The organism is Vibrio ishigakensis (genome assembly GCF_024347675.1).
GTDB lineage: Bacteria > Pseudomonadota > Gammaproteobacteria > Enterobacterales > Vibrionaceae > Vibrio > Vibrio ishigakensis.
This window is the reverse complement of sequence record NZ_AP024882.1, coordinates 1,512,362-1,530,167: the sequence shown is the minus strand read 5'-3', so window position 1 is coordinate 1,530,167 and position 17,806 is coordinate 1,512,362. Positions and strand designations below refer to the sequence as shown.

The window sequence follows — 17,806 nt, the reverse complement described above, 5'->3', positions numbered from 1 at the left end:
TTTCTTATAATGAACCCAGTTTACTCAAATTTATTTTAAAGTTTCAACATAATATGCAGTCAAAAATTAAAAAAAGAGATGTTTTCTACGTTTCTGATGCAACAGCCATCACTTGTGAAACATTGGGACATTCAGTTTTAGGACAATTTTCATTCACGCCGGTGGAGAAAACCTTTCCCTTCATTGACAAGATAGATAAGTTGCTACCGTTAGTGACAGAAATTGAGCGATCTTTTGCTCAAAGCGGTGAGAAGCCTCTCGTTTTCTTCTCTATGGTAGTGCCTGAGCTTAGAGAGCAACTTTTAGGTGCGAATGCTCATTTTTATGATGTTTTAGATAGCATGGTGTCTAAAATAAGCCGAGATGTTGGCTTAGAGCCCAAACCAAAGCTTCAGCGTTCACACAGTGTAGAGAAAAACACCGAAGGTTATTTCGACCGAATTGCCGCTATCGAATACACATTGGCACACGATGATGGTGTCACCCTTAAAGGTTTGGATGAGGCAGATCTCATCTTGCTTGGGGTATCTCGAAGTGGAAAAACGCCAACTAGTCTCTATATCGCGATGCAGTTTGGTTTGAGAGTTGCGAACTATCCATTTATAGCCGAAGACATGAAACAACTAAGGTTGTTACCAGAGTTTGAAATGAACCGTCATAAGCTTTTCGGGCTTACCATAGACGCAGAGCGATTGTCGCAGATACGAAATACGCGATTAGAGGGCAGTGAGTATGCCAGCAATGAGCAGTGCGAATCTGAATTAAAGACGGTTGAAAAGCTATTCAGGCGTGAAGCCATTCCTTTCCTAAATACATCCTCTATGTCTGTTGAGGAAATTTCTACTCGAATCTTGGAGCAGACAGGATTAAGTAGGAAGAACTTTTAGACAGGCATTTCTTGCATGCCGAGTCCGTTTCTAAGGGCAAACTGAATCAAGGCATTGTGGCTGTCGAGATTCAGTTTATCTAACATCCTATATTTGTGTGACTCTATGGTTCTGTGGCTCAGGTGAAGGTGTTCGGCGCACTCTTTAGCACTCATTCCTTGGCACAGCAGGCGCAGTACAGAGACCTGTTTTTTGGACAGCAGTAGAAGCTTCTCGTTATCACTTTGCATGGAATCTTGGTCGTGCTGAAGGTTGCGAGCGAGCATCAGGTGTTGCCAGTGACTGAGCCAAATTTCACACAGTAGCCTCAGCCTAGAGATCTCTTTTTCAGAAAACCCATTGAAGCCTTCGCTGAAAATTGTAAACGCGAGGGCGCCCCAGCGCTGACCAAACATCTGTAGCGGCAAGATGGTATGGAATCGACCGCCATCGTAATACAGAGTGCTTACTACCGAGTTGCGGGATGCTTTCATCTGAGCGGCATTAAAGCTGATATGTGGCTTGTTGGTACGCAGCAGTTTTAGATAGTCGATATGCGCGCAGTGTTCAAAGTCTTGTTTCTCAACTGGAGGGATATGAGGCCGTGAGACTGAAACGGTGCGACCCTCCTCAAACAGCACCATAGAGTTTGGAAATAAAGTCAACCTGTCGATACCAAACCAGACTAAGGCTTCTTGTAGGCAAGAGCGCCAAGTCATCGAAAACTCTGTTGGATCGCAGGTGTTTAGTGTTCGAGATTGACGAATCAATAATCCATCAAAGGTGTTGCTGTCTGACAGTGTTTGCATGCTGGAAAATAGTAGTGAGTAAGTGGCATAGATTTAACCAAACACTATCTGGGTCATATACAGTAAAATTACCTAATTCCTGCTGACCCAACTTGGTATTTCTACTGCATACGACAGGATAGGTTTAAGCCAACATTGCTTCGTTTCTTTTCCAGACGAGGTAATTACATTGCACACACAATCAATAACAAAGCTGGCAGTTGGCGCCATTCTGGCACTTTCCACAACGTCTAGTTTCGCTACCACGGATATGAGTCGTCCAAACATTCTTGCAATCTGGGGTGATGACATAGGTATCGATAACATCAGTGCTTACACCAGAGGGCAAGCTGGGCATTGGACACCGAACATTGACCGTATCGCCAACGAAGGCGCTATTTTTACCGATTTTTATGGAGAGCAGTCTTGTACTGCTGGTCGCAGCGCCTTTATTACTGGGCAGCATCCAATCCGCACCGGTCTTACTAAGGTAGGTATGCCAGGTTCTACCCAAGGAATGCGCCCAGAAGATCCAACTATCGCTACCATGCTTAAAGATAAAGGCTACGTAACAGGGCAGTTTGGTAAGAACCATTTAGGTGATCGTGATGAACAACTTCCGACTCAGCATGGTTTTGACGAATTTTTCGGTAACCTGTATCACCTAAACGCTGAAGAAGAGCCTGAGCATCCAGATTACCCAAAGGGTGAGGAGTTTAAAAAACGCTTTGGCCCTCGTGGTGTTATCCACTCCTATGCTGATGGACGTATCGAAGACACTGGTGCACTAACCATTAAACGTATGGAAACCGTAGATGAAGAGTTCCTAGATGCTTCATTGGCTTTTATCGACAAAGCGCATAAAGAAAACAAGCCTTTTTTCCTCTGGTTTAATGCCACTCGAATGCATGTGTGGACGCACCTAAAAGAGGAGTCTAAAGGCGTTTCTTTGCGCGGTGGTTTGTATGGCGACGGTCTAGTGGAACACGACAATATGGTAGGTGTGCTTCTGGATAAACTGGATGATCTTGAGATTGCTGATAACACCATAGTTATCTACACCACGGATAATGGTGCTGAAAAATGGTCTTGGCCAGATGGCGGTGCCTCTCGATTTAAGGGAGAAAAAAATACGACTTGGGAAGGGGGATTTAGGGTTCCAGCCATGATCCGTTATCCTGCGAAGATCCCAGCAGGTCAAGTAGTAAATGAGATTGCGGCTCACAATGACTGGGGACCGACGTTCCTAGCAGCAGCGGGCGAAGACAAGATAGTTGAGAGACTAAAGCAAGGCACGACCCTCGATGGAAAGGAATATAAGGTACACCTAGATGGCTACAACTTGCTACCCAAACTCATAGAGGCTAAGTCTACTACTGCGCATGATAATGCGGACTGGCCACGTAAGTCGTTTATTTATGGAACCGATGATGGAGATATAGCCGGTGTGCGTGTAGGGGATTGGAAGATACTCTACACCTACCAAGAGTGTCACGGTATCGATGCCTGGAGATGCCCTCTAACAAAGGCACGCATGCCATATATATTCAACCTAAGACAAGACCCGTATGAGACGGCTCCGTTTGAGGCAGGAGAGTACGATCAATGGATGGTTGAACATCTACCTTTCATGTATTTAGGCTCAGCAACTACCTTTGAATGGTTACAATCTTTCCAAGAATTCCCGCCACGTCAAGTTCCTGGCACTTGGTCTATTGACCAAATCGTTGAAAAGATGCAAATTTGGCAACGTGCTCAATACAAATAATTAACACGAGCTAAAAATCTGGGTGGTAGAAATGCCACCCTTTTCAAGAACTTAAAGTTGGCACTTTATGAATAAAATTCTGTATGTACTCGCATTGGTATCCAGTGCAGCCTGGGCACATCCGTATACTATTGACGGTGATCCTCACGAAAACGTCGAGTCCGTTCTGCCAAAAGAGAAGGTAGAGCCTCTCATTAATGACTCATACGCATTGCTTTCAACCGCGTATACCGACTTTGCAAAACTATTCAATGTCTGTCAAAAGACACCTAATAATCCTGTCTGTGATGACAGGTATAAGGTGGTTGCCAGTTGTTTTAAGAAGGTGGAGTCAAACAATACAGTGCTTAAAGCGCTGACCTCTGATGACATGAAGCCAATCCATTTACCTGAGTTTCAGCTCATAGAGCTGCAGAAGAATCTGATAAAACTTGGCTACATGCCTGAGACTATCGATGTTCATGAATTGGATAGAACGGGCTTACAACTTGGATTAGATAACTGGGCTCACGCCAATGATCTTCCTGATGCAGATTCAATCTATTTGATGCATCTGATGTTGGTTCGCTCGCAGGTATTGGCGTTGGATATGGCTGAAGCAAGGCTCAACTACAAAGACGAGTAATCTAAAGTCTCCTCAGTTGCATGATTATTCTAATTGGGATAGTTTGCAAAGATTGATCTTGTGAATAATAAGGAAGCCAATGGATACGGCTGTATTGTGGGTGTTTATCCCCACATTTTTGTTTGTCTCTATCACTCCAGGGATGTGTATGACCCTTGCTCTTGGTCTGGGAATGAGTATCGGGTTTAGACGAACTCTATGGATGATGCTGGGTGAGGTAGTAGGGGTTGCAGTAGTGGCCATCAGTGCCGTGCTTGGTATTGCCGCTGTGATGATCAAGATGCCGACACTGTTCCTAGTATTTAAGGTGATAGGTGCCAGTTATCTCGCTTATCTAGGCATCCAGATGTGGCGCTCGAAAGGAAAGATGGCCATTTCTGAAGACAGCTTAGAATCGTCCGATGCGTCGAACTACGCCTTGATGGCGCAAGGCTTTATAACAGCTATCGCCAATCCTAAAGGATGGGCTTTCATGATAAGTCTGTTACCGCCCTTTATTTCGCAAAACTATGCCTTGGCGCCTCAACTTCTGGTGCTGGTGGGTATCATAATGATCTCAGAGTTTGTGTGTATGTCTATCTACGCCACCGGTGGGAAAGGATTACGCGCACTCTTAGCTAATAGCGATAACGTGAAACTGATGAATCGTATTGCGGGTAGTCTGATGATGATGGTCGCAGTCTGGCTGCTGCTTGGTTAATTCGATCCCGCTAAAAGACTAAGCCCATAGCTAGAGAAGGGCTAAAAGCTCAGGATTAACGTAGTTTTCGTTTACATCCCAGCTTTCTATCCCAGTACACTTCCCTGTATAGAAATCGCTCCCACCATTTTCGTTTGAGCCTAATAATCGAAACCCTCTCCATGAGTTGTTATTCCGTGAGTGATGAATAGGAATACTAGTCATGGAAAGGGCGATAAAACATGAACTTATAAAGAAGTTTAGTTCACTGTTTAGGGTCTCTAACTTAGCTAAATGCTTGCTCTTTGGTCACTAAAGGCACACGTGAAGAGAGTGCGTGCAGTGCGATGTTATGTAGCATTTCATCAACTGTTGTTGTGGCATCCACCAGCACAGATACTTCATATTTCTCAGCTGCTTTTGATAGTGCGGTGTGGGTGACGCAGTTTTGCGTCATCATGCCGCATAGTACTAAGTCTGTTACGCCGTTTTGCTGTAGAACCTGTTCAAGATTGGTTTGATGGAAGCTATCAGCGAAAGTTTTTACAACCACTTCACCTTCTGGCGCTGCTGCCATGATGTGCGGATGGATCTCAGCGCCTTCAGATCCCTGATTGAAGAATGGCGCTAAACCCATTGCTGGGTCAGCTATGTGCTGAACATGTACGATCAGAGCGTCATCTTTCTTTGCTAGTTCTATTGCGGTTTCAATGTTTTCAAGGGTTTGTTCGGTGTTCCAAAGAGGGTATTTACCTTCTGGGAAATAGTCGTTTTGTAGGTCGATGATAACTAGTGCTTTCTTTGACATCTTTATGCTCCGATATTTTAGGCTCTGCGCCTTGTTCGATTTGATGGAGTCATTATGTCGGTTCTATAATCACACCACAGTAGTCATAAATGACATAAATAGTGGTAAAAGTGACAAAACAGATTTTCTCGATAGCACTGCTCGCGTATCCAGACGTTTCGCGCTCGGCCTTATATGGTTTGGCAGAGTTGTTTGAAGTGTCGAATTTGGCTGCCGAAGAGCAAGGGGTAGAGATTAAGTTTGAAACCCGAATTGTTCAGGGCGAATCAGAGACATTTTTTTGCGAGCTTATCTTGATCCCACCCAGCATAAGCCCTGATAGACATTACCTAAACCCTGATATCTGGATAACCGACTGGCTTAAAAAATCACACAGTAAAGGAACGGTATTGGCATCAGCGTGTGCGGGTGCTTTTGTGTTAGCCGCGTCCGGAGTCATAGAGGAGCGCCGCGTTACAACCCACTGGGCTTTGGCAAGCCTATTTGAGAAAAAGTACCCAAGTATCAAGGTGGACTCGGAGCAGATCTTGATTAGTCAAGGTGACGTTGTCACTTCGGCGGGTGTAATGGCATGGCTGGATCTGGGGTTGGAGATGGTTTCTCGCTTTGCATCGCCTGCGGTCATGCGTCAGGTGGGAAAGCTTTTGGTTGTGGATACCGGAGGAAGGGAGCAGCGTTACTATGCCCAATTTTCTCCTGGAATGAATCACGGTGATGCTCAGGTGGTGAAAGCGCAGCTCTATATCCACGCAAACTATTCCAACTCAGTTGCCATAAGCGAACTAGCCGATGAGTGTCATCTCACCACTCGTACCTTATTAAGGCGGTTTACTAAGGCGACGGGTTATAAACCGTTGCAATACCTACAAAGATATCGAATTCAGATGGCGTGTAACTTACTGGAGTCGAGCAACTTGAGTTTTGATGCAATTGCACATCAAGTGGGATACGAGGATGTGGGAGCGTGCCGGAACCTGTTTCAGAAAATCATAGGTTTGACCCCTAAAATGTTCCGGCAGCGATTTGTGAAGGATTAGCCTAGCTTAGCAATCAGGCTTTGTTTCACTTCAAGGCTTGCAAAGCTCTGTTCTACAGATTGTAGATAGATGGCTTTGTAGTCTTCTTCAGTCAGTTTGAAGTTCTCGATTACCTTCTGAACCTCTTTGGTCATAGTGGTATTCGATACTGTGCGGTTATCTGTGTTGATGGTTACTGGCAACCCCTTATGGTAGAAGTCTGCTGCTGGGTGTTCACTAAGGCTTGCTACTGCCTTGGTTTGCACGTTACTGCTAGGGCAGGTCTCAAGTCCGATGTTGCCATCTTCTACCGCCTTGTAGCCACCCGCGTGGTTCTTGATATGAATGCCGTGACCGACGCGCTGTGCGTGTAGTAGCTTAATGGCATCTTCTACGTTTTGCCCTTCACCTTGCTCACCCGCGTGAATAGTGATGTTAAAGCCTAGTTTACGAGCGTACTCAGCATGCTCTACAAAGTCATGACAGAACCCTGGTAATTCTGCTCCCGCTAGGTCGAATGCACATACACCCTTGTTTAAGAATGGCTGACACTCATCGAGCATTGGTTTGATGGTTTCAGTAGGCATGGTGCGTAGGGCGCAGACGATGATATTGCCGTGAATATCGAAATCTTGTTCTGCACGCATTAACCCTTTAACCACTGCTTCGATGATTTGGGTAACGGAGAGGCCTTTGCTGGTATGCAGCAGCGGGGCAAAGCGCACTTCCATATACTTTACGTTTTCTTCGGCCGCGTCTTGATAAAGCTCGTAAGTAATACGCTCTAAAGCTTCAACGGTTTGCATTACCTTAAGAGGAAGGTCAAAACGGGTTAGGTATTCTTGCAGGTCGTTGCAGGTTTCGGGAGCAATCATCATTTCGCCAATTATCGCCTCATCTTGGCTGGGAATTTCTGTGTTTTGTATTTGAGCCAAGTCGATGATGGTGGAGGGGCGAACACTGCCGTCTAGATGGCAGTGAAGATCAATTTTTTGAAGTTCGAAATAATTCATTTGATGAGCTTTTTGTCAATGATTTTGTACCGAATAATTCTAACAATTTGAGGTCAGTGATACAAATTGTCTAAGTTATTCATAAATTTACACTTAATAAAATCAATAAGTTATTTGTAGTCTTGTATGACAAATACCCAAAAGGGGGTATTTTTTTTGGAAATTGATTTAGATCAATTCTGCATATCAATGCATACCTAAAATCGCACGCAGTTTAGTTATATAAAATTAAGGAACCGCTATGAGCAAGATGAAGCTAGTTATCATCGGTAACGGCATGGTGGGACACCGTTATATTGAAGATCTGGTTGAAAAAACAGATGTCACAAACATGGATATCACCGTGTTCTGTGAAGAGCCAAGAAAGGCTTATGATCGTGTTCACCTTTCCTCTTATTTCTCCCATCACACTGCGGACGAATTGTCTCTTGTAAAAGAAGGTTTTTACGAGAAGCATGGTATCAACATGCTAATCGGTGAGCGTGCTATCAACGTTAACCGTGAAAAGAACATCGTCTATTCAAGCACCGGCCGTGAAGTCCAGTATGACAAGCTCATCATGGCAACAGGCTCATTCCCGTTCGTTCCACCTATCAAAGGCCGTGAAAGCAAAGACTGCTTTGTTTACCGTACTATTGAAGACCTAAAAGCTATCGAAGCATGCGCTAAGAAGAGCAAGGTTGGTGTGGTAATCGGTGGTGGTCTACTAGGTCTTGAGGCTGCTGGCGCACTAAAAGCTCTAGGCGTAGAGACTCACGTTGTTGAGTTTGCTCCTAAGCTAATGGCTGAGCAACTTGACCAAGCTGGTGGTAATCAACTTCGTCAGAAGATCGAAAGCATGGGCGTTCAGGTTCACACCAGCAAGAACACTCTTGAGATCGCTCCTGAGGGTGCAAAAGCACGTAACGTAATGCGTTTTGCTGACGGTACTGAGCTTGAGACTGACTTCATCGTATTCTCTGCTGGTATCCGTCCTCAAGACAAACTAGCGCGTGAAATGAACCTAGACATCGCTCCTCGCGGTGGTATCGCTATCAACGACAACTGTCAGACTTCTGATGAAAGCATCTACGCTATCGGTGAGTGTGCATCTTGGAACGAGATGTTCTACGGCCTAGTAGCTCCTGGCTACAAGATGGCTACTGTTGCAGTTGATCACCTAGTGGGTAACGACAGCAAATTTGAAGGTGCTGACATGTCTGCGAAGCTTAAGCTTCTGGGCGTTAAAGTTGGCTCTATCGGCGATGCAAACGGTCGTACTCCTGGTTGTAAGAGCTACGTTTACCAAAACGAAGAGCTAGAAGTGTACAAGCGTCTTATCGTTTCTGAAGACAACAAGAAACTTCTTGGCGCAGTAATGGTTGGTGATACCTCTGACTACGGCGATCTTCTACAGCTAATGCTGAACGAAATCGACCTACCAGAGCACCCAGATACGCTAATCCTTCCTGCGCACGCTGGCGCAGAGAAACCGACTCTAGGTGCAGATGCACTTCCTGAGTCTGCGGTTATCTGTTCTTGCTTTGACGTAACTAAGGGCAAGATTGCGGAAGCTGTAGCTCAAGGTCACCACACCATCGGTGATATCAAAGCGGTAACAGGCGCAGGCACTGGCTGTGGCGGTTGTATCCCACTAGTGACTTCTGTTCTTAATGCTGAGCTTGAAAAAGCGGGTGTTGAGGTTAAAGCCGACGTATGTGAGCACTTTGCTTATTCTCGTCAAGAGCTATTCCATCTAGTACGCATCGGTGAAATCAAGTCGTTCGAAGAGCTACTTGAGAAGCACGGTACGGGCTATGGCTGTGAGGTCTGTAAGCCTCTAGCTGGTTCTATCCTAGCGTCAGTTTGGGGTGATCACATCCTTAAGCCGTCTCTAGTTAAACTGCACGATACCAACGATAACTTCCTAGGTAACATGCAAAAAGACGGTACTTACTCTGTGATCCCTCGTATGGCGGGTGGTGAGGTAACTCCACAAGCTCTAGCAGTACTTGCTGAGGTTGCGGCTGAGTACAACCTTTACACCAAGATCACTGGTGCACAGCGTATCGGTCTATTTGGCGCGCAAAAAGATGACCTTCCAGCAATCTGGAAGAAGCTAGTCGCTGCGGGCTATGAAACCGGTCAAGCGTATGCGAAAGCGTTGCGTATGGCTAAGACCTGTGTGGGTTCTACCTGGTGTCGTTACGGCGTTCAAGACTCTGTAGGTCTGGGCGTAATGATCGAGAACCGTTACAAGGGTATCCGTACTCCTCATAAGATGAAGTTCGGTGTATCGGGCTGTACTCGTGAGTGTGCGGAAGCGCAAGGTAAAGACCTTGGCATCATTGCAACCGATGCTGGTTGGAACATGTATGTGTGTGGTAACGGCGGTATGAAACCTCGTCACGCAACACTACTTGCAGGCGACCTAGATCAAGAGACCCTAATCAAGTACATCGACCGCTTCATGATGTTCTACATCCGTACAGCTGCGCCGCTACAGCGCACCTCTACTTGGTTCGAGAACCTTGAAGGTGGGATCGATTACCTACGTGAAGTGGTTATCGAAGACAAGCTAGGCATCAACGACCAGCTAGAAGCGGATATCGCGAAACTAGTAGAAGAGTTCCGTTGTGAGTGGACTGACACTATCAACGATGAAACTCAACTTAAGCGTTTTGCTCACTTCGTTAACTCTGACGAGCGTGACGACAACGTGGTATTTGTTTCTGAGCGTGATCAACACCGTCCAGCAACGTTCACTGAAAAACACCCAGAAGCGAAGGGCGATATCCTTCACGTTGAATTGGTGTAAGGGGAGACGACATCATGGCATTTACAAAAGTTTGTAAAATCGAAGACATCATCCCTGGCACGGGCGTAGTTGCTCTGCTGAACGGTGAACAGGTTGCAATCTTCCGTCCACGTGCGACTGAAGAAGTGTTTGCAATCAACAACATGGACCCGTTCTACAAGTCGAACGTACTTTCTCGCGGCCTTATCGTTGAGCACGATGAGCAGCTTTGGGTGGCTAGTCCACTTAAGAAGCAGCGCTTCAACCTTGCGACAGGTGCCTGCATGGAAGACGAGAGCTTTAGTGTGAAAGCATACAAAGCGCGCGTGACTAAGGGCCAAGTAGAAGTTTCTGCATAAGAAATTTAATAGTCGAAGCGTTTTCGACACTAGGGTGCGCACAAGTGGGGGCTTTGGTGCGCATCCGACCTCGGGAACGCTTACCTATTCAATTTTAACTTTTAACTTTTACATTTTTAGGAAAGAAAATGAACGATCTAAAACCTGCAGAATTTGTTCAAACCATGATCGATGTTGGTGAAGCGAAAGTAAAAACCAGCACTCGTGACCTGATCCTTCGCGGTACTATGGCGGGTATTATCCTGTCTCTTGCTGTAGTAGTAGCTATCACTACTATCACGCAAACCGGTATCGGTATCGTGGGCGCACTCGTGTTCCCAGTGGGCTTCTGTATTCTTAGCCTTATGGGTTATGACCTAGTAACGGGTGTATTTGGTCTTGCTCCTCTAGCTAAATTTGAAAACCGTCCAGGCGTTACTTGGGGTCGCGTACTTCGCTGCTGGGGTCTTGTTGGTCTTGGTAACCTTATCGGTTCACTTATCGTTGCATACCTAATTGCAGTATCTCTAACCGCTAACTTCTCTATCGACCCTAACGCGGTAGCTCAGAAGTTCATCGCAGTTTCTACAGCACGAACCGTTGGTTTTGAAAACCTAGGTGCTGATGGCTGGATCACATGTTTTGTTCGCGGCATCTTCTGTAACCTTATGGTTTGTCTAGGTGTTGTGGGTAACATGACTGCACGTACCGTTGCAGGTAAGATTGCAGCAATGTGGCTACCAATCTTCATCTTCTTCGCACTAGTATTCGAACACACAGTAGTAAACATGTTCCTATTCCCACTAGGTATGATGCTAGGTGCTGATTTTGGTATGGCGACTTACCTAAACTTCAACCTTATCCCAACTATCCTAGGTAACCTAGTAGGTGGTCTACTGTTCACTTGTATCCCACTTTACCTAACTCACGCTAAGACTGCGCCAGCAATCGATGCGGAAGAACAAGTTGAAGTAAAGCTAGCTGAACAGCGTTAATTTCGATTTATAGATGCTTGCCTCACCTAAGGGTGGGGCAATTGTTTATAACCAGTAGCCCGAAGATGACGGGTTACTCGTTATAAACAATTTAAGTGCAGACACGTTCTGCCCAGATATAGCGAGTTATCACTATGACAATGACTACAACTACTGCAAATCAAGGTGGATTTGTCTCTTTGGTCGGAGCTGGCCCAGGTGACCCGGATCTACTGACGGTGAAAGCGCTGCGCTTGATCCAAAAGGCAGAGGTTGTGGTTTATGATCGCTTGGTTTCTGATGAAATCATGAGCATGGTGAACCAAGATGCTGAACTTATCTATGTAGGTAAAAAGCTCAACCACCACTGCGTCCCTCAAGACCAAATTAACCAAGTACTGGTGGTTAAAGCTCAAGAGAACAAGCATGTAGTGCGTCTTAAAGGCGGTGACCCTTTTATCTTCGGTCGTGGTGGGGAAGAGCTAGAAAAACTAGCCCTTGAGTCTATCCCTTACGAGGTAGTTCCAGGTATTACTGCTGCAGCAGGTTGTACCGCGTATGCAGGTATCCCTCTAACTCATAGAGACCATGCACAAAGTGTTCATTTCATCACTGGCCATCTTAAGAAAGAGGGCATGGATGTAGATTGGAATGGTCTGGCAAAAGGCAATACCACCCTTGTGTTCTATATGGGTCTGAAAGAGAGTCCAAACATTCAAGCTAGGTTGATGAATCACGGTTTGAGCGGCGAGACATCGGTTGCGATCATTGAGCGCGGTACTACGCCAAGACAGCGCGTGTTAACCGGAACACTAGATTGTCTTGCTGACCTAGCTACTCAGGCGATCAGTCCGTCACTTATCGTAGTTGGCAGTGTGACAAGTCTCCACAAAGAGCTAAACTGGTTCGACAACTAGATTTAACTCATCTATTGTTATTGAGTATGCCCGAGCCCTTTAGTGTTAATGGAATCAACCTAAGCGACTCGGGTATAAAAGTGTAAAGGCGTCAGGAAGAGGCCAGTAATGCTTTAAAAAATGGTGCAAGCCAATTAGCAAGGAATGCTATATGAAACGACGATTGCGGGGTGTCGCAACCCTCTCAAGCCTGTCCTACTTTCTAGTGGGATTGCTGATTGTCACATCACTCTCGTTTTACCAAGGTTATGTGGCAAAACTTGAATCCTCATCCTTTGTCAGCAACAGCGGGCAATGGATCGCTTCGATCCTATTTTCTTGGGGTCTTCTTCTTATCTTCTTTACCAGCGCAAGACGTACCATAAGGGCCGCTTGGGCATTGGTTGTGATCATACTTGCGCTTGGTGTTGGCCGTTTCTTTTCTACGCAATCTAATCAAACCCAATATATAGAACCGATTTTCTCGTCGGGTATGAGTCAAAGAGTGATAGTCGACCAGGGCAATAGTAGCAGCTTGCTTGAGGTTACTGACCTTAATCAAAGCTATCAGCAAGCGGTATTGGAAGCAGGTTGGTACACCATCTTGGATATCTCCCGCCTTCAGCAGGACACTGACCTTGTAGAGAGCTATTTTATTATTGAAGAGACGCGCCAGGCCATTCTACAGCACCTTCTTCAGACGCAACAACGCGTTCACGAACTTGAACAGCAGCTGTATGACTCTGAGGCTAGCGCAAAAGTCGAGACTGAATACATCAATGATCTGATTGTTCAATCACAGCTGCAAAAAGAGATCTGGAAGTCAGAGCTTGCGGCGTTAAAAGAAGTGAAAAGCATAATCACTATGCTGGATGCTGATAGAGAGGCTTGGACCATACAAGATGGGCAGCTACTTTTCTACTCTGAAGCTGATAAACAGAGATTCGAAGATATAGTCGAAAACCTAAAGGCCATCGCGGCAGAGCAAACGAACCTTAATAGCTAGAATAGCGAATAGTTTTGCTGGGGAGCTATGGACTCAGCTTCACTGGTAAATGAATAATCCCAAGGCCGTTCAAGGCTCTCTCTCGCCAGCTCGTCATTACTTAACCATGCTTTGGCTTGGTCAACGTGGATGAGCATAGGCATTCTGTGATGATAGGCTTGATACTCGGTTGTTGGCTTGCGTGTCAGGGTGACAAACCGTTGGGGCTCTACCTCTAAACCAGCCATTAAAAACTGCGAGTCATTATTGGGTGAGAATAGGGTTTTCTGTTTTCCCGATGGTGTATTACACCACTCGTACCATCCACTACAGGGAACCAAGACTCGACGTTTAAAATGGTTGGCGAACAAGGGTTTGCTGAGCAAGGTCTCGCTACGTGCATTGATAATGATTTTATCGGACCAGTTTGGATGAATACCCCAGTTCGAATCATGAACGTTTAAATCCGCACTGATCAGACGCGTCGATTGAGTGGGTCTGAAATCATGGTTTGCTTGCGAGCGAAAGGATATCCCCAGATTTTCGCTGATCCAAAGCGCGAGCGGGTCATCAGTAATATTCATTCTGCCACACACATTGCATTCCTTACTCGGTATAATCCTCTTTAGACATTGTGCGAAAGGAAATGCGCCAGTTCAAGGTCTAAACAAGAGAGAGCCTTCATTGGAGGAAGATTATGCGCACTCTTACCTTGTTGCTTGCCTTAGCGCCGTTTACTCTGTTTGCACAAACCTGGAGTCATTCAGGGCAACCTGCTCAATTAGTACAACTCTTTACCTCTGAAGGGTGCTCGAGTTGCCCGCCAGCTGATAGATACCTCTCTAAGTTCAAGGGACACAGTGGGTTGTGGGAGGAGGTCATCCCTACTGCCTACCACGTCGACTACTGGGACTATATTGGTTGGAAAGACAGGTTCGCCAATCCCGCATTTAGTCAGAAGCAAAGACTGTATCGCTCTTACGGAGTACTGGGCAGTGTCTACACGCCTGGGTTTGTAGTTGATGGCCAAGAGTGGAAGGGGTTCTTTTACCGCAGCCAGAGAAAACTTCCATTATCTTCTGCGCCCGATGCCAAGACATTGACGCTGGTGAATCAAAACATGGACTATAGACTTCGTTTTAGTGACAACAGTGAATATGTTGCCACTATAGTCTGGCTTGCCTTAGATGAAACTACAGAAGTGAAACGCGGTGAAAACCGTGGGCGAACCCTGAGCCACGATTTTGTGGTGCTAGAAGAGCAGCAGAAACTGGGTAAGGGCGAGTGGTCATTTATGCCAAATGACATTCAAGGTGCCGATGCGGTTGCGGTTTGGCTGACAAAAAGAGGGGAGTTTCAACCGGTTCAGACTGTTGCTGGTTATCTAGATCGCAACTAGACCATTATAGTTTTGTGAATCCATTCTTATTGCGAGCAATTCAGTTTAGAATCTGAGATAACAAGGTTTTAAAAACTGAATTCTTAAACACGTCAACCAGCGAAAGATTCGCTTTATTGCCATCGAACACTGTAACTAAGCCTTTGAAACGGCTGAGTTTTAGCGTTTGTAGAACACTAAAACTATAGGTGAGGCTTATCTAATCTCAATTAGAAAATTAGATACAACAATGTTTTAGCTTAATCAGTGTTGTAAAATCCTTCATTCCAGTTTTTTCAAGCTCAAAGCCTTACAACCCGGCTTATGCACGGAGAGATAAGATAAAACACATGAACAATAAACAAAAAACAAACTGCAGTTCATTTACAAAAGTACTAGCGCTAGGTGCAGTTATTGTAGGTGGTATTGCGTTCAGTCAATCAGTTCTAGCAAACAGTGATAGCGCAAGTGTAGTAGATGCGGCGCAGGATCAAACAGAACTTGACCTAGCCAAACTAGAAGAAAAGAAAGTAGAAGCTGAACTTAAAAAAGCAGAGGCAGAACTCAAGAAAGCAGAAGCGGAGCTTGCAACGGCTGAAGCTCGTAAAGCTCAAGCAATCGCTGAACTAGAAAAATCTAAGGTTGAGCAAAAGAAACTTGAGGCTGCAGCGAAACAGGAAGCTGAGCGTACCAAAGCTGAGATTGCTCGTACTGACAATCGTACCAAGCAGGTTGCTAAGGTAGAGTCAAAAATAGCTGATGCCAAGAGGTCACAGCAATCATACCTTGAGCACGGGTCTTTTTCTGGAGGCTCAATTACCAAGTATGCTAATGGTGATCTTGAGTACCGTATCTTTCCTTCTGGGGCAGGATGCTCGGTATCAGGTACTGTGAATGTTCCAATGTCTGTGTCGCAAGTAACTAGCACGGACTATCGTACGGCCAAAGTTTCTGGTGCCTCAACAACTATTACTGCGGGATTTGACTGCGATCAGTCTCAGCTAGTTTTTGCTGGAGCTAGCGCAACTGCATTGCGCGGCTTACTTGAAGGCAACAAAGCACTGAAGTTTGTCTGTAAAAAGTGTGGTAAAGGTGAGACTACTTGGATGAGACACACTTATATAATGCCAGATGATGGCTCAACTAGAGAAGTGGAGTCTAAGCTGAACGCACGTATTAATAGTGAGAATCTAAAACTAAGTTCTGAACTAGAACAAGCAAAATCACTTTAAGTCTGACTGGCTATTAAGTTATTGATTTCTAGTTATAAATAGGCAATAGCTTAATAGCGTTTTCAGAAGCAGATTTAAAGAAACTAAGAATATGTATTTTTGAGGGATGACAATGGAACCAAAACTAGAACAATATCAAGCCATTATCTTTGATATGGATGGCACGCTTATCGATACTATGCCTACACATGTGTCTGCTTGGGAGCAAACCGCTGAAGAGTTTGGTTTTGATTTCGATGCAAGTTGGCTACATAGCCTAGGTGGTATGCCAAGCCCTAAGATTGTTCTAGAGATCAATCGTCGCTTCAATCTTGAACTCGACCCTATGCAGGTGTCCGACTTTAAGATGTCTCGCTTTGCTGAGGCAGAAGAGAAGGGCGACCTTATTGAGATTACGCACAAAGTGCTTCTCGATAATATGGAGCAGAAGAAGGTGGCGATTGGTACAGGTTCACAGCGCATGAATGCAGAACCGCTTCTCGAATCTAAAGGGGTTATCGACCACTTTGATGCTGTTGTGACAGCGACAGAAGTAGAGAACCATAAGCCTTTCCCTGATACTTTCTTGCTCGCGGCTGAGCAGATGAATATTCAGCCAAAAGACTGTGTTGTATTTGAAGACACGCTTCTAGGACTTCAAGCGGCACATGCGGCAGGGATGGATTGTTACCTTGTAACGGAGAAAGGGTTTGAGTTTAGGCCAGTTCTAGAGTCGGCTTACACAGAATAAATAAAAGGAAGGATCGTGTTACAGCGATCCTTTTCCCTTTTTATGCCTCAATAAAGATATGTTGTTCCTCGCTAGTAACCAATGTGGCCTTTTCTTTTTCAATAAGCTGAGCCGCGTAAGATGGGGTTACGGCACTAATGTCGCCCTTGAATTTAATCTTAAGTGGATCCCAAGCCTGATCCTTATACTTACCTGTTTGTGTGTACTTAATTAGAACCTTCATTGGTGTCCTCGTTGGTTGATGAATGAAGTGTTGGATAAATCACCTATGAGGTTACTTGTTAGTCAACTTCAGGTCAGTATTGAAAAGTGCAACGTTAGATTCGTCTTATGTGGAACATTCCCACAAAGCCTTGTTGCAACGGATCTTTGTTACTTTTTAATCAGTGACGAATAATGAAATCTTAGATATCTTGTTGATTATTAATGGATTAACTAAACGAGTTGCATATGTCTAACCTAAGATTACTCTCTGCTAAGGTTGTCGATATTCAATGTGGCGAACGTGTCACCATCATCGAGCCTGCCAATGTCTATGGTTGTAAATTAGACGATGATGTCTTTATCGGTCCCTTCGTAGAAGTGCAAAAAAATACCCGAATTGGAAGCCGTACTAAGGTGCAGTCGCATAGCTTTATCTGTGAGTATGTAGATATAGGCACGGACTGTTTTATTGGTCATGGGGTGATGTTTGCCAACGACCTATTTAAGTCTGGCACTCCCGACGCAGATTCAGACTCTTGGCAACGAATAACCCTTGGCGATAAGGTCACCGTAGGTTCGAATGCCACTGTGATGGCTAGCATCTGTAGCGGGGCAGTTATTGGTGCAGGCAGCGTGGTAACAAAGCCAATATTGGAAAAAGGAATTTACGCGGGTAACCCAGCGAGAAAGCTTAGAAGCCTCTAGTCTAACAAGCATTAAAAAAGGGCCG

General features: G+C 45.2%; 19 protein-coding genes. 14 read left to right on the top strand and 5 right to left on the bottom strand.

The genetic code is table 11. The features are described from left to right. Nucleotides 1-53 precede the first annotated feature (53 nt). Nucleotides 54-887: a posphoenolpyruvate synthetase regulatory kinase/phosphorylase PpsR gene (gene ppsR, locus Pcarn_RS20855; RefSeq protein ID WP_261836246.1), complete on the top strand. Its 834-nt coding sequence runs from the start codon at nucleotides 54-56 to the stop codon at nucleotides 885-887. On the opposite strand, the gene Pcarn_RS20850 is transcribed toward ppsR, so the two are convergent. Further along, the gene (locus tag Pcarn_RS20850) at nucleotides 884-1,666 is read right to left on the bottom strand and encodes a response regulator transcription factor (RefSeq protein WP_390904515.1); all 783 of its coding nucleotides are present in this window, start codon (nucleotides 1,664-1,666) and stop codon (nucleotides 884-886) included. The two genes, ppsR and Pcarn_RS20850, sit on opposite strands and share 4 nt — an antisense overlap. 178 nt (nucleotides 1,667-1,844) lie before the next feature. Between Pcarn_RS20850 and Pcarn_RS20845 the strand changes: the two genes are divergently transcribed. The 3 genes from Pcarn_RS20845 to Pcarn_RS20835 all read left to right on the top strand — a co-directional run bounded on the left by Pcarn_RS20845 (nucleotide 1,845) and on the right by Pcarn_RS20835 (nucleotide 4,747). Then, the gene (locus tag Pcarn_RS20845; RefSeq protein WP_390904502.1) at nucleotides 1,845-3,422 is read left to right on the top strand and encodes an arylsulfatase; all 1,578 of its coding nucleotides are present in this window, start codon (nucleotides 1,845-1,847) and stop codon (nucleotides 3,420-3,422) included. Nucleotides 3,423-3,489: 67 nt separating this feature from the next. Then, nucleotides 3,490-4,047 carry a hypothetical protein gene (locus tag Pcarn_RS20840; RefSeq protein WP_261836244.1) on the top strand — a complete coding sequence of 186 codons (558 nt, stop codon included), beginning with the start codon at nucleotides 3,490-3,492 and terminating at the stop codon, nucleotides 4,045-4,047. A gap of 79 nt (nucleotides 4,048-4,126) precedes the next feature. Further along, nucleotides 4,127-4,747, top strand: coding sequence for a LysE family translocator (locus Pcarn_RS20835; RefSeq protein ID WP_261836243.1), 621 nt, complete (start codon nucleotides 4,127-4,129; stop codon nucleotides 4,745-4,747). Nucleotides 4,748-5,012: 265 nt separating this feature from the next. Here Pcarn_RS20835 and Pcarn_RS20830 read toward each other — a convergent pair whose 3' ends face one another. Next, a complete protein-coding gene (locus tag Pcarn_RS20830) occupies nucleotides 5,013-5,534 on the bottom strand; it encodes a cysteine hydrolase family protein (protein ID WP_261836242.1) in 522 nt (173 codons plus the stop codon). A gap of 110 nt (nucleotides 5,535-5,644) precedes the next feature. Between Pcarn_RS20830 and Pcarn_RS20825 the strand changes: the two genes are divergently transcribed. Beyond that, a complete protein-coding gene (locus Pcarn_RS20825) occupies nucleotides 5,645-6,571 on the top strand; it encodes a GlxA family transcriptional regulator (protein WP_261836241.1) in 927 nt (308 codons plus the stop codon). Here the strand turns inward: Pcarn_RS20825 and add are convergent. After that, the gene (gene add, locus Pcarn_RS20820; protein WP_261836240.1) at nucleotides 6,568-7,563 is read right to left on the bottom strand and encodes an adenosine deaminase; all 996 of its coding nucleotides are present in this window, start codon (nucleotides 7,561-7,563) and stop codon (nucleotides 6,568-6,570) included. The genes Pcarn_RS20825 and add overlap by 4 nt on opposite strands. 241 nt (nucleotides 7,564-7,804) lie before the next feature. Here add and nirB point away from each other — a divergent pair, with 241 nt between their 5' ends. From nirB to Pcarn_RS20795, 5 genes are all read left to right on the top strand, one after another. Beyond that, nucleotides 7,805-10,360 (top strand): nitrite reductase large subunit NirB, encoded by a 2,556-nt coding sequence (nirB, locus tag Pcarn_RS20815; protein WP_261836239.1) that lies wholly within the window; start codon nucleotides 7,805-7,807, stop codon nucleotides 10,358-10,360. 14 nt (nucleotides 10,361-10,374) lie between these two features. Then, nucleotides 10,375-10,698, top strand: coding sequence for a nitrite reductase small subunit NirD (gene nirD, locus Pcarn_RS20810; protein WP_261836238.1), 324 nt, complete (start codon nucleotides 10,375-10,377; stop codon nucleotides 10,696-10,698). A gap of 128 nt (nucleotides 10,699-10,826) precedes the next feature. Continuing rightward, nucleotides 10,827-11,672 carry a formate/nitrite transporter family protein gene (locus Pcarn_RS20805; RefSeq protein ID WP_261836237.1) on the top strand — a complete coding sequence of 282 codons (846 nt, stop codon included), beginning with the start codon at nucleotides 10,827-10,829 and terminating at the stop codon, nucleotides 11,670-11,672. A gap of 140 nt (nucleotides 11,673-11,812) precedes the next feature. Continuing rightward, nucleotides 11,813-12,568: a uroporphyrinogen-III C-methyltransferase gene (cobA, locus tag Pcarn_RS20800; protein ID WP_390904514.1), complete on the top strand. Its 756-nt coding sequence runs from the start codon at nucleotides 11,813-11,815 to the stop codon at nucleotides 12,566-12,568. A gap of 151 nt (nucleotides 12,569-12,719) precedes the next feature. Continuing rightward, nucleotides 12,720-13,553 (top strand): hypothetical protein, encoded by an 834-nt coding sequence (locus tag Pcarn_RS20795; protein ID WP_261836235.1) that lies wholly within the window; start codon nucleotides 12,720-12,722, stop codon nucleotides 13,551-13,553. Here the strand turns inward: Pcarn_RS20795 and Pcarn_RS20790 are convergent. Beyond that, the gene (locus Pcarn_RS20790; protein ID WP_261836234.1) at nucleotides 13,550-14,128 is read right to left on the bottom strand and encodes an SOS response-associated peptidase; all 579 of its coding nucleotides are present in this window, start codon (nucleotides 14,126-14,128) and stop codon (nucleotides 13,550-13,552) included. The genes Pcarn_RS20795 and Pcarn_RS20790 overlap by 4 nt on opposite strands. A gap of 101 nt (nucleotides 14,129-14,229) precedes the next feature. Between Pcarn_RS20790 and Pcarn_RS20785 the strand changes: the two genes are divergently transcribed. From Pcarn_RS20785 to Pcarn_RS20775, 3 genes are all read left to right on the top strand, one after another. Then, the gene (locus Pcarn_RS20785; RefSeq protein ID WP_261836233.1) at nucleotides 14,230-14,931 is read left to right on the top strand and encodes a DUF1223 domain-containing protein; all 702 of its coding nucleotides are present in this window, start codon (nucleotides 14,230-14,232) and stop codon (nucleotides 14,929-14,931) included. Nucleotides 14,932-15,260: 329 nt separating this feature from the next. After that, nucleotides 15,261-16,142 (top strand): hypothetical protein, encoded by an 882-nt coding sequence (locus Pcarn_RS20780; protein WP_261836232.1) that lies wholly within the window; start codon nucleotides 15,261-15,263, stop codon nucleotides 16,140-16,142. 112 nt (nucleotides 16,143-16,254) lie between these two features. Beyond that, nucleotides 16,255-16,872, top strand: coding sequence for a beta-phosphoglucomutase family hydrolase (locus Pcarn_RS20775; protein ID WP_261836231.1), 618 nt, complete (start codon nucleotides 16,255-16,257; stop codon nucleotides 16,870-16,872). A gap of 40 nt (nucleotides 16,873-16,912) precedes the next feature. Here Pcarn_RS20775 and Pcarn_RS20770 read toward each other — a convergent pair whose 3' ends face one another. Beyond that, the gene (locus tag Pcarn_RS20770; RefSeq protein ID WP_261836230.1) at nucleotides 16,913-17,095 is read right to left on the bottom strand and encodes a hypothetical protein; all 183 of its coding nucleotides are present in this window, start codon (nucleotides 17,093-17,095) and stop codon (nucleotides 16,913-16,915) included. Nucleotides 17,096-17,322: 227 nt separating this feature from the next. Between Pcarn_RS20770 and Pcarn_RS20765 the strand changes: the two genes are divergently transcribed. Next, nucleotides 17,323-17,781 (top strand): acyltransferase, encoded by a 459-nt coding sequence (locus tag Pcarn_RS20765; protein WP_261836229.1) that lies wholly within the window; start codon nucleotides 17,323-17,325, stop codon nucleotides 17,779-17,781. Nucleotides 17,782-17,806 lie beyond the last annotated feature (25 nt).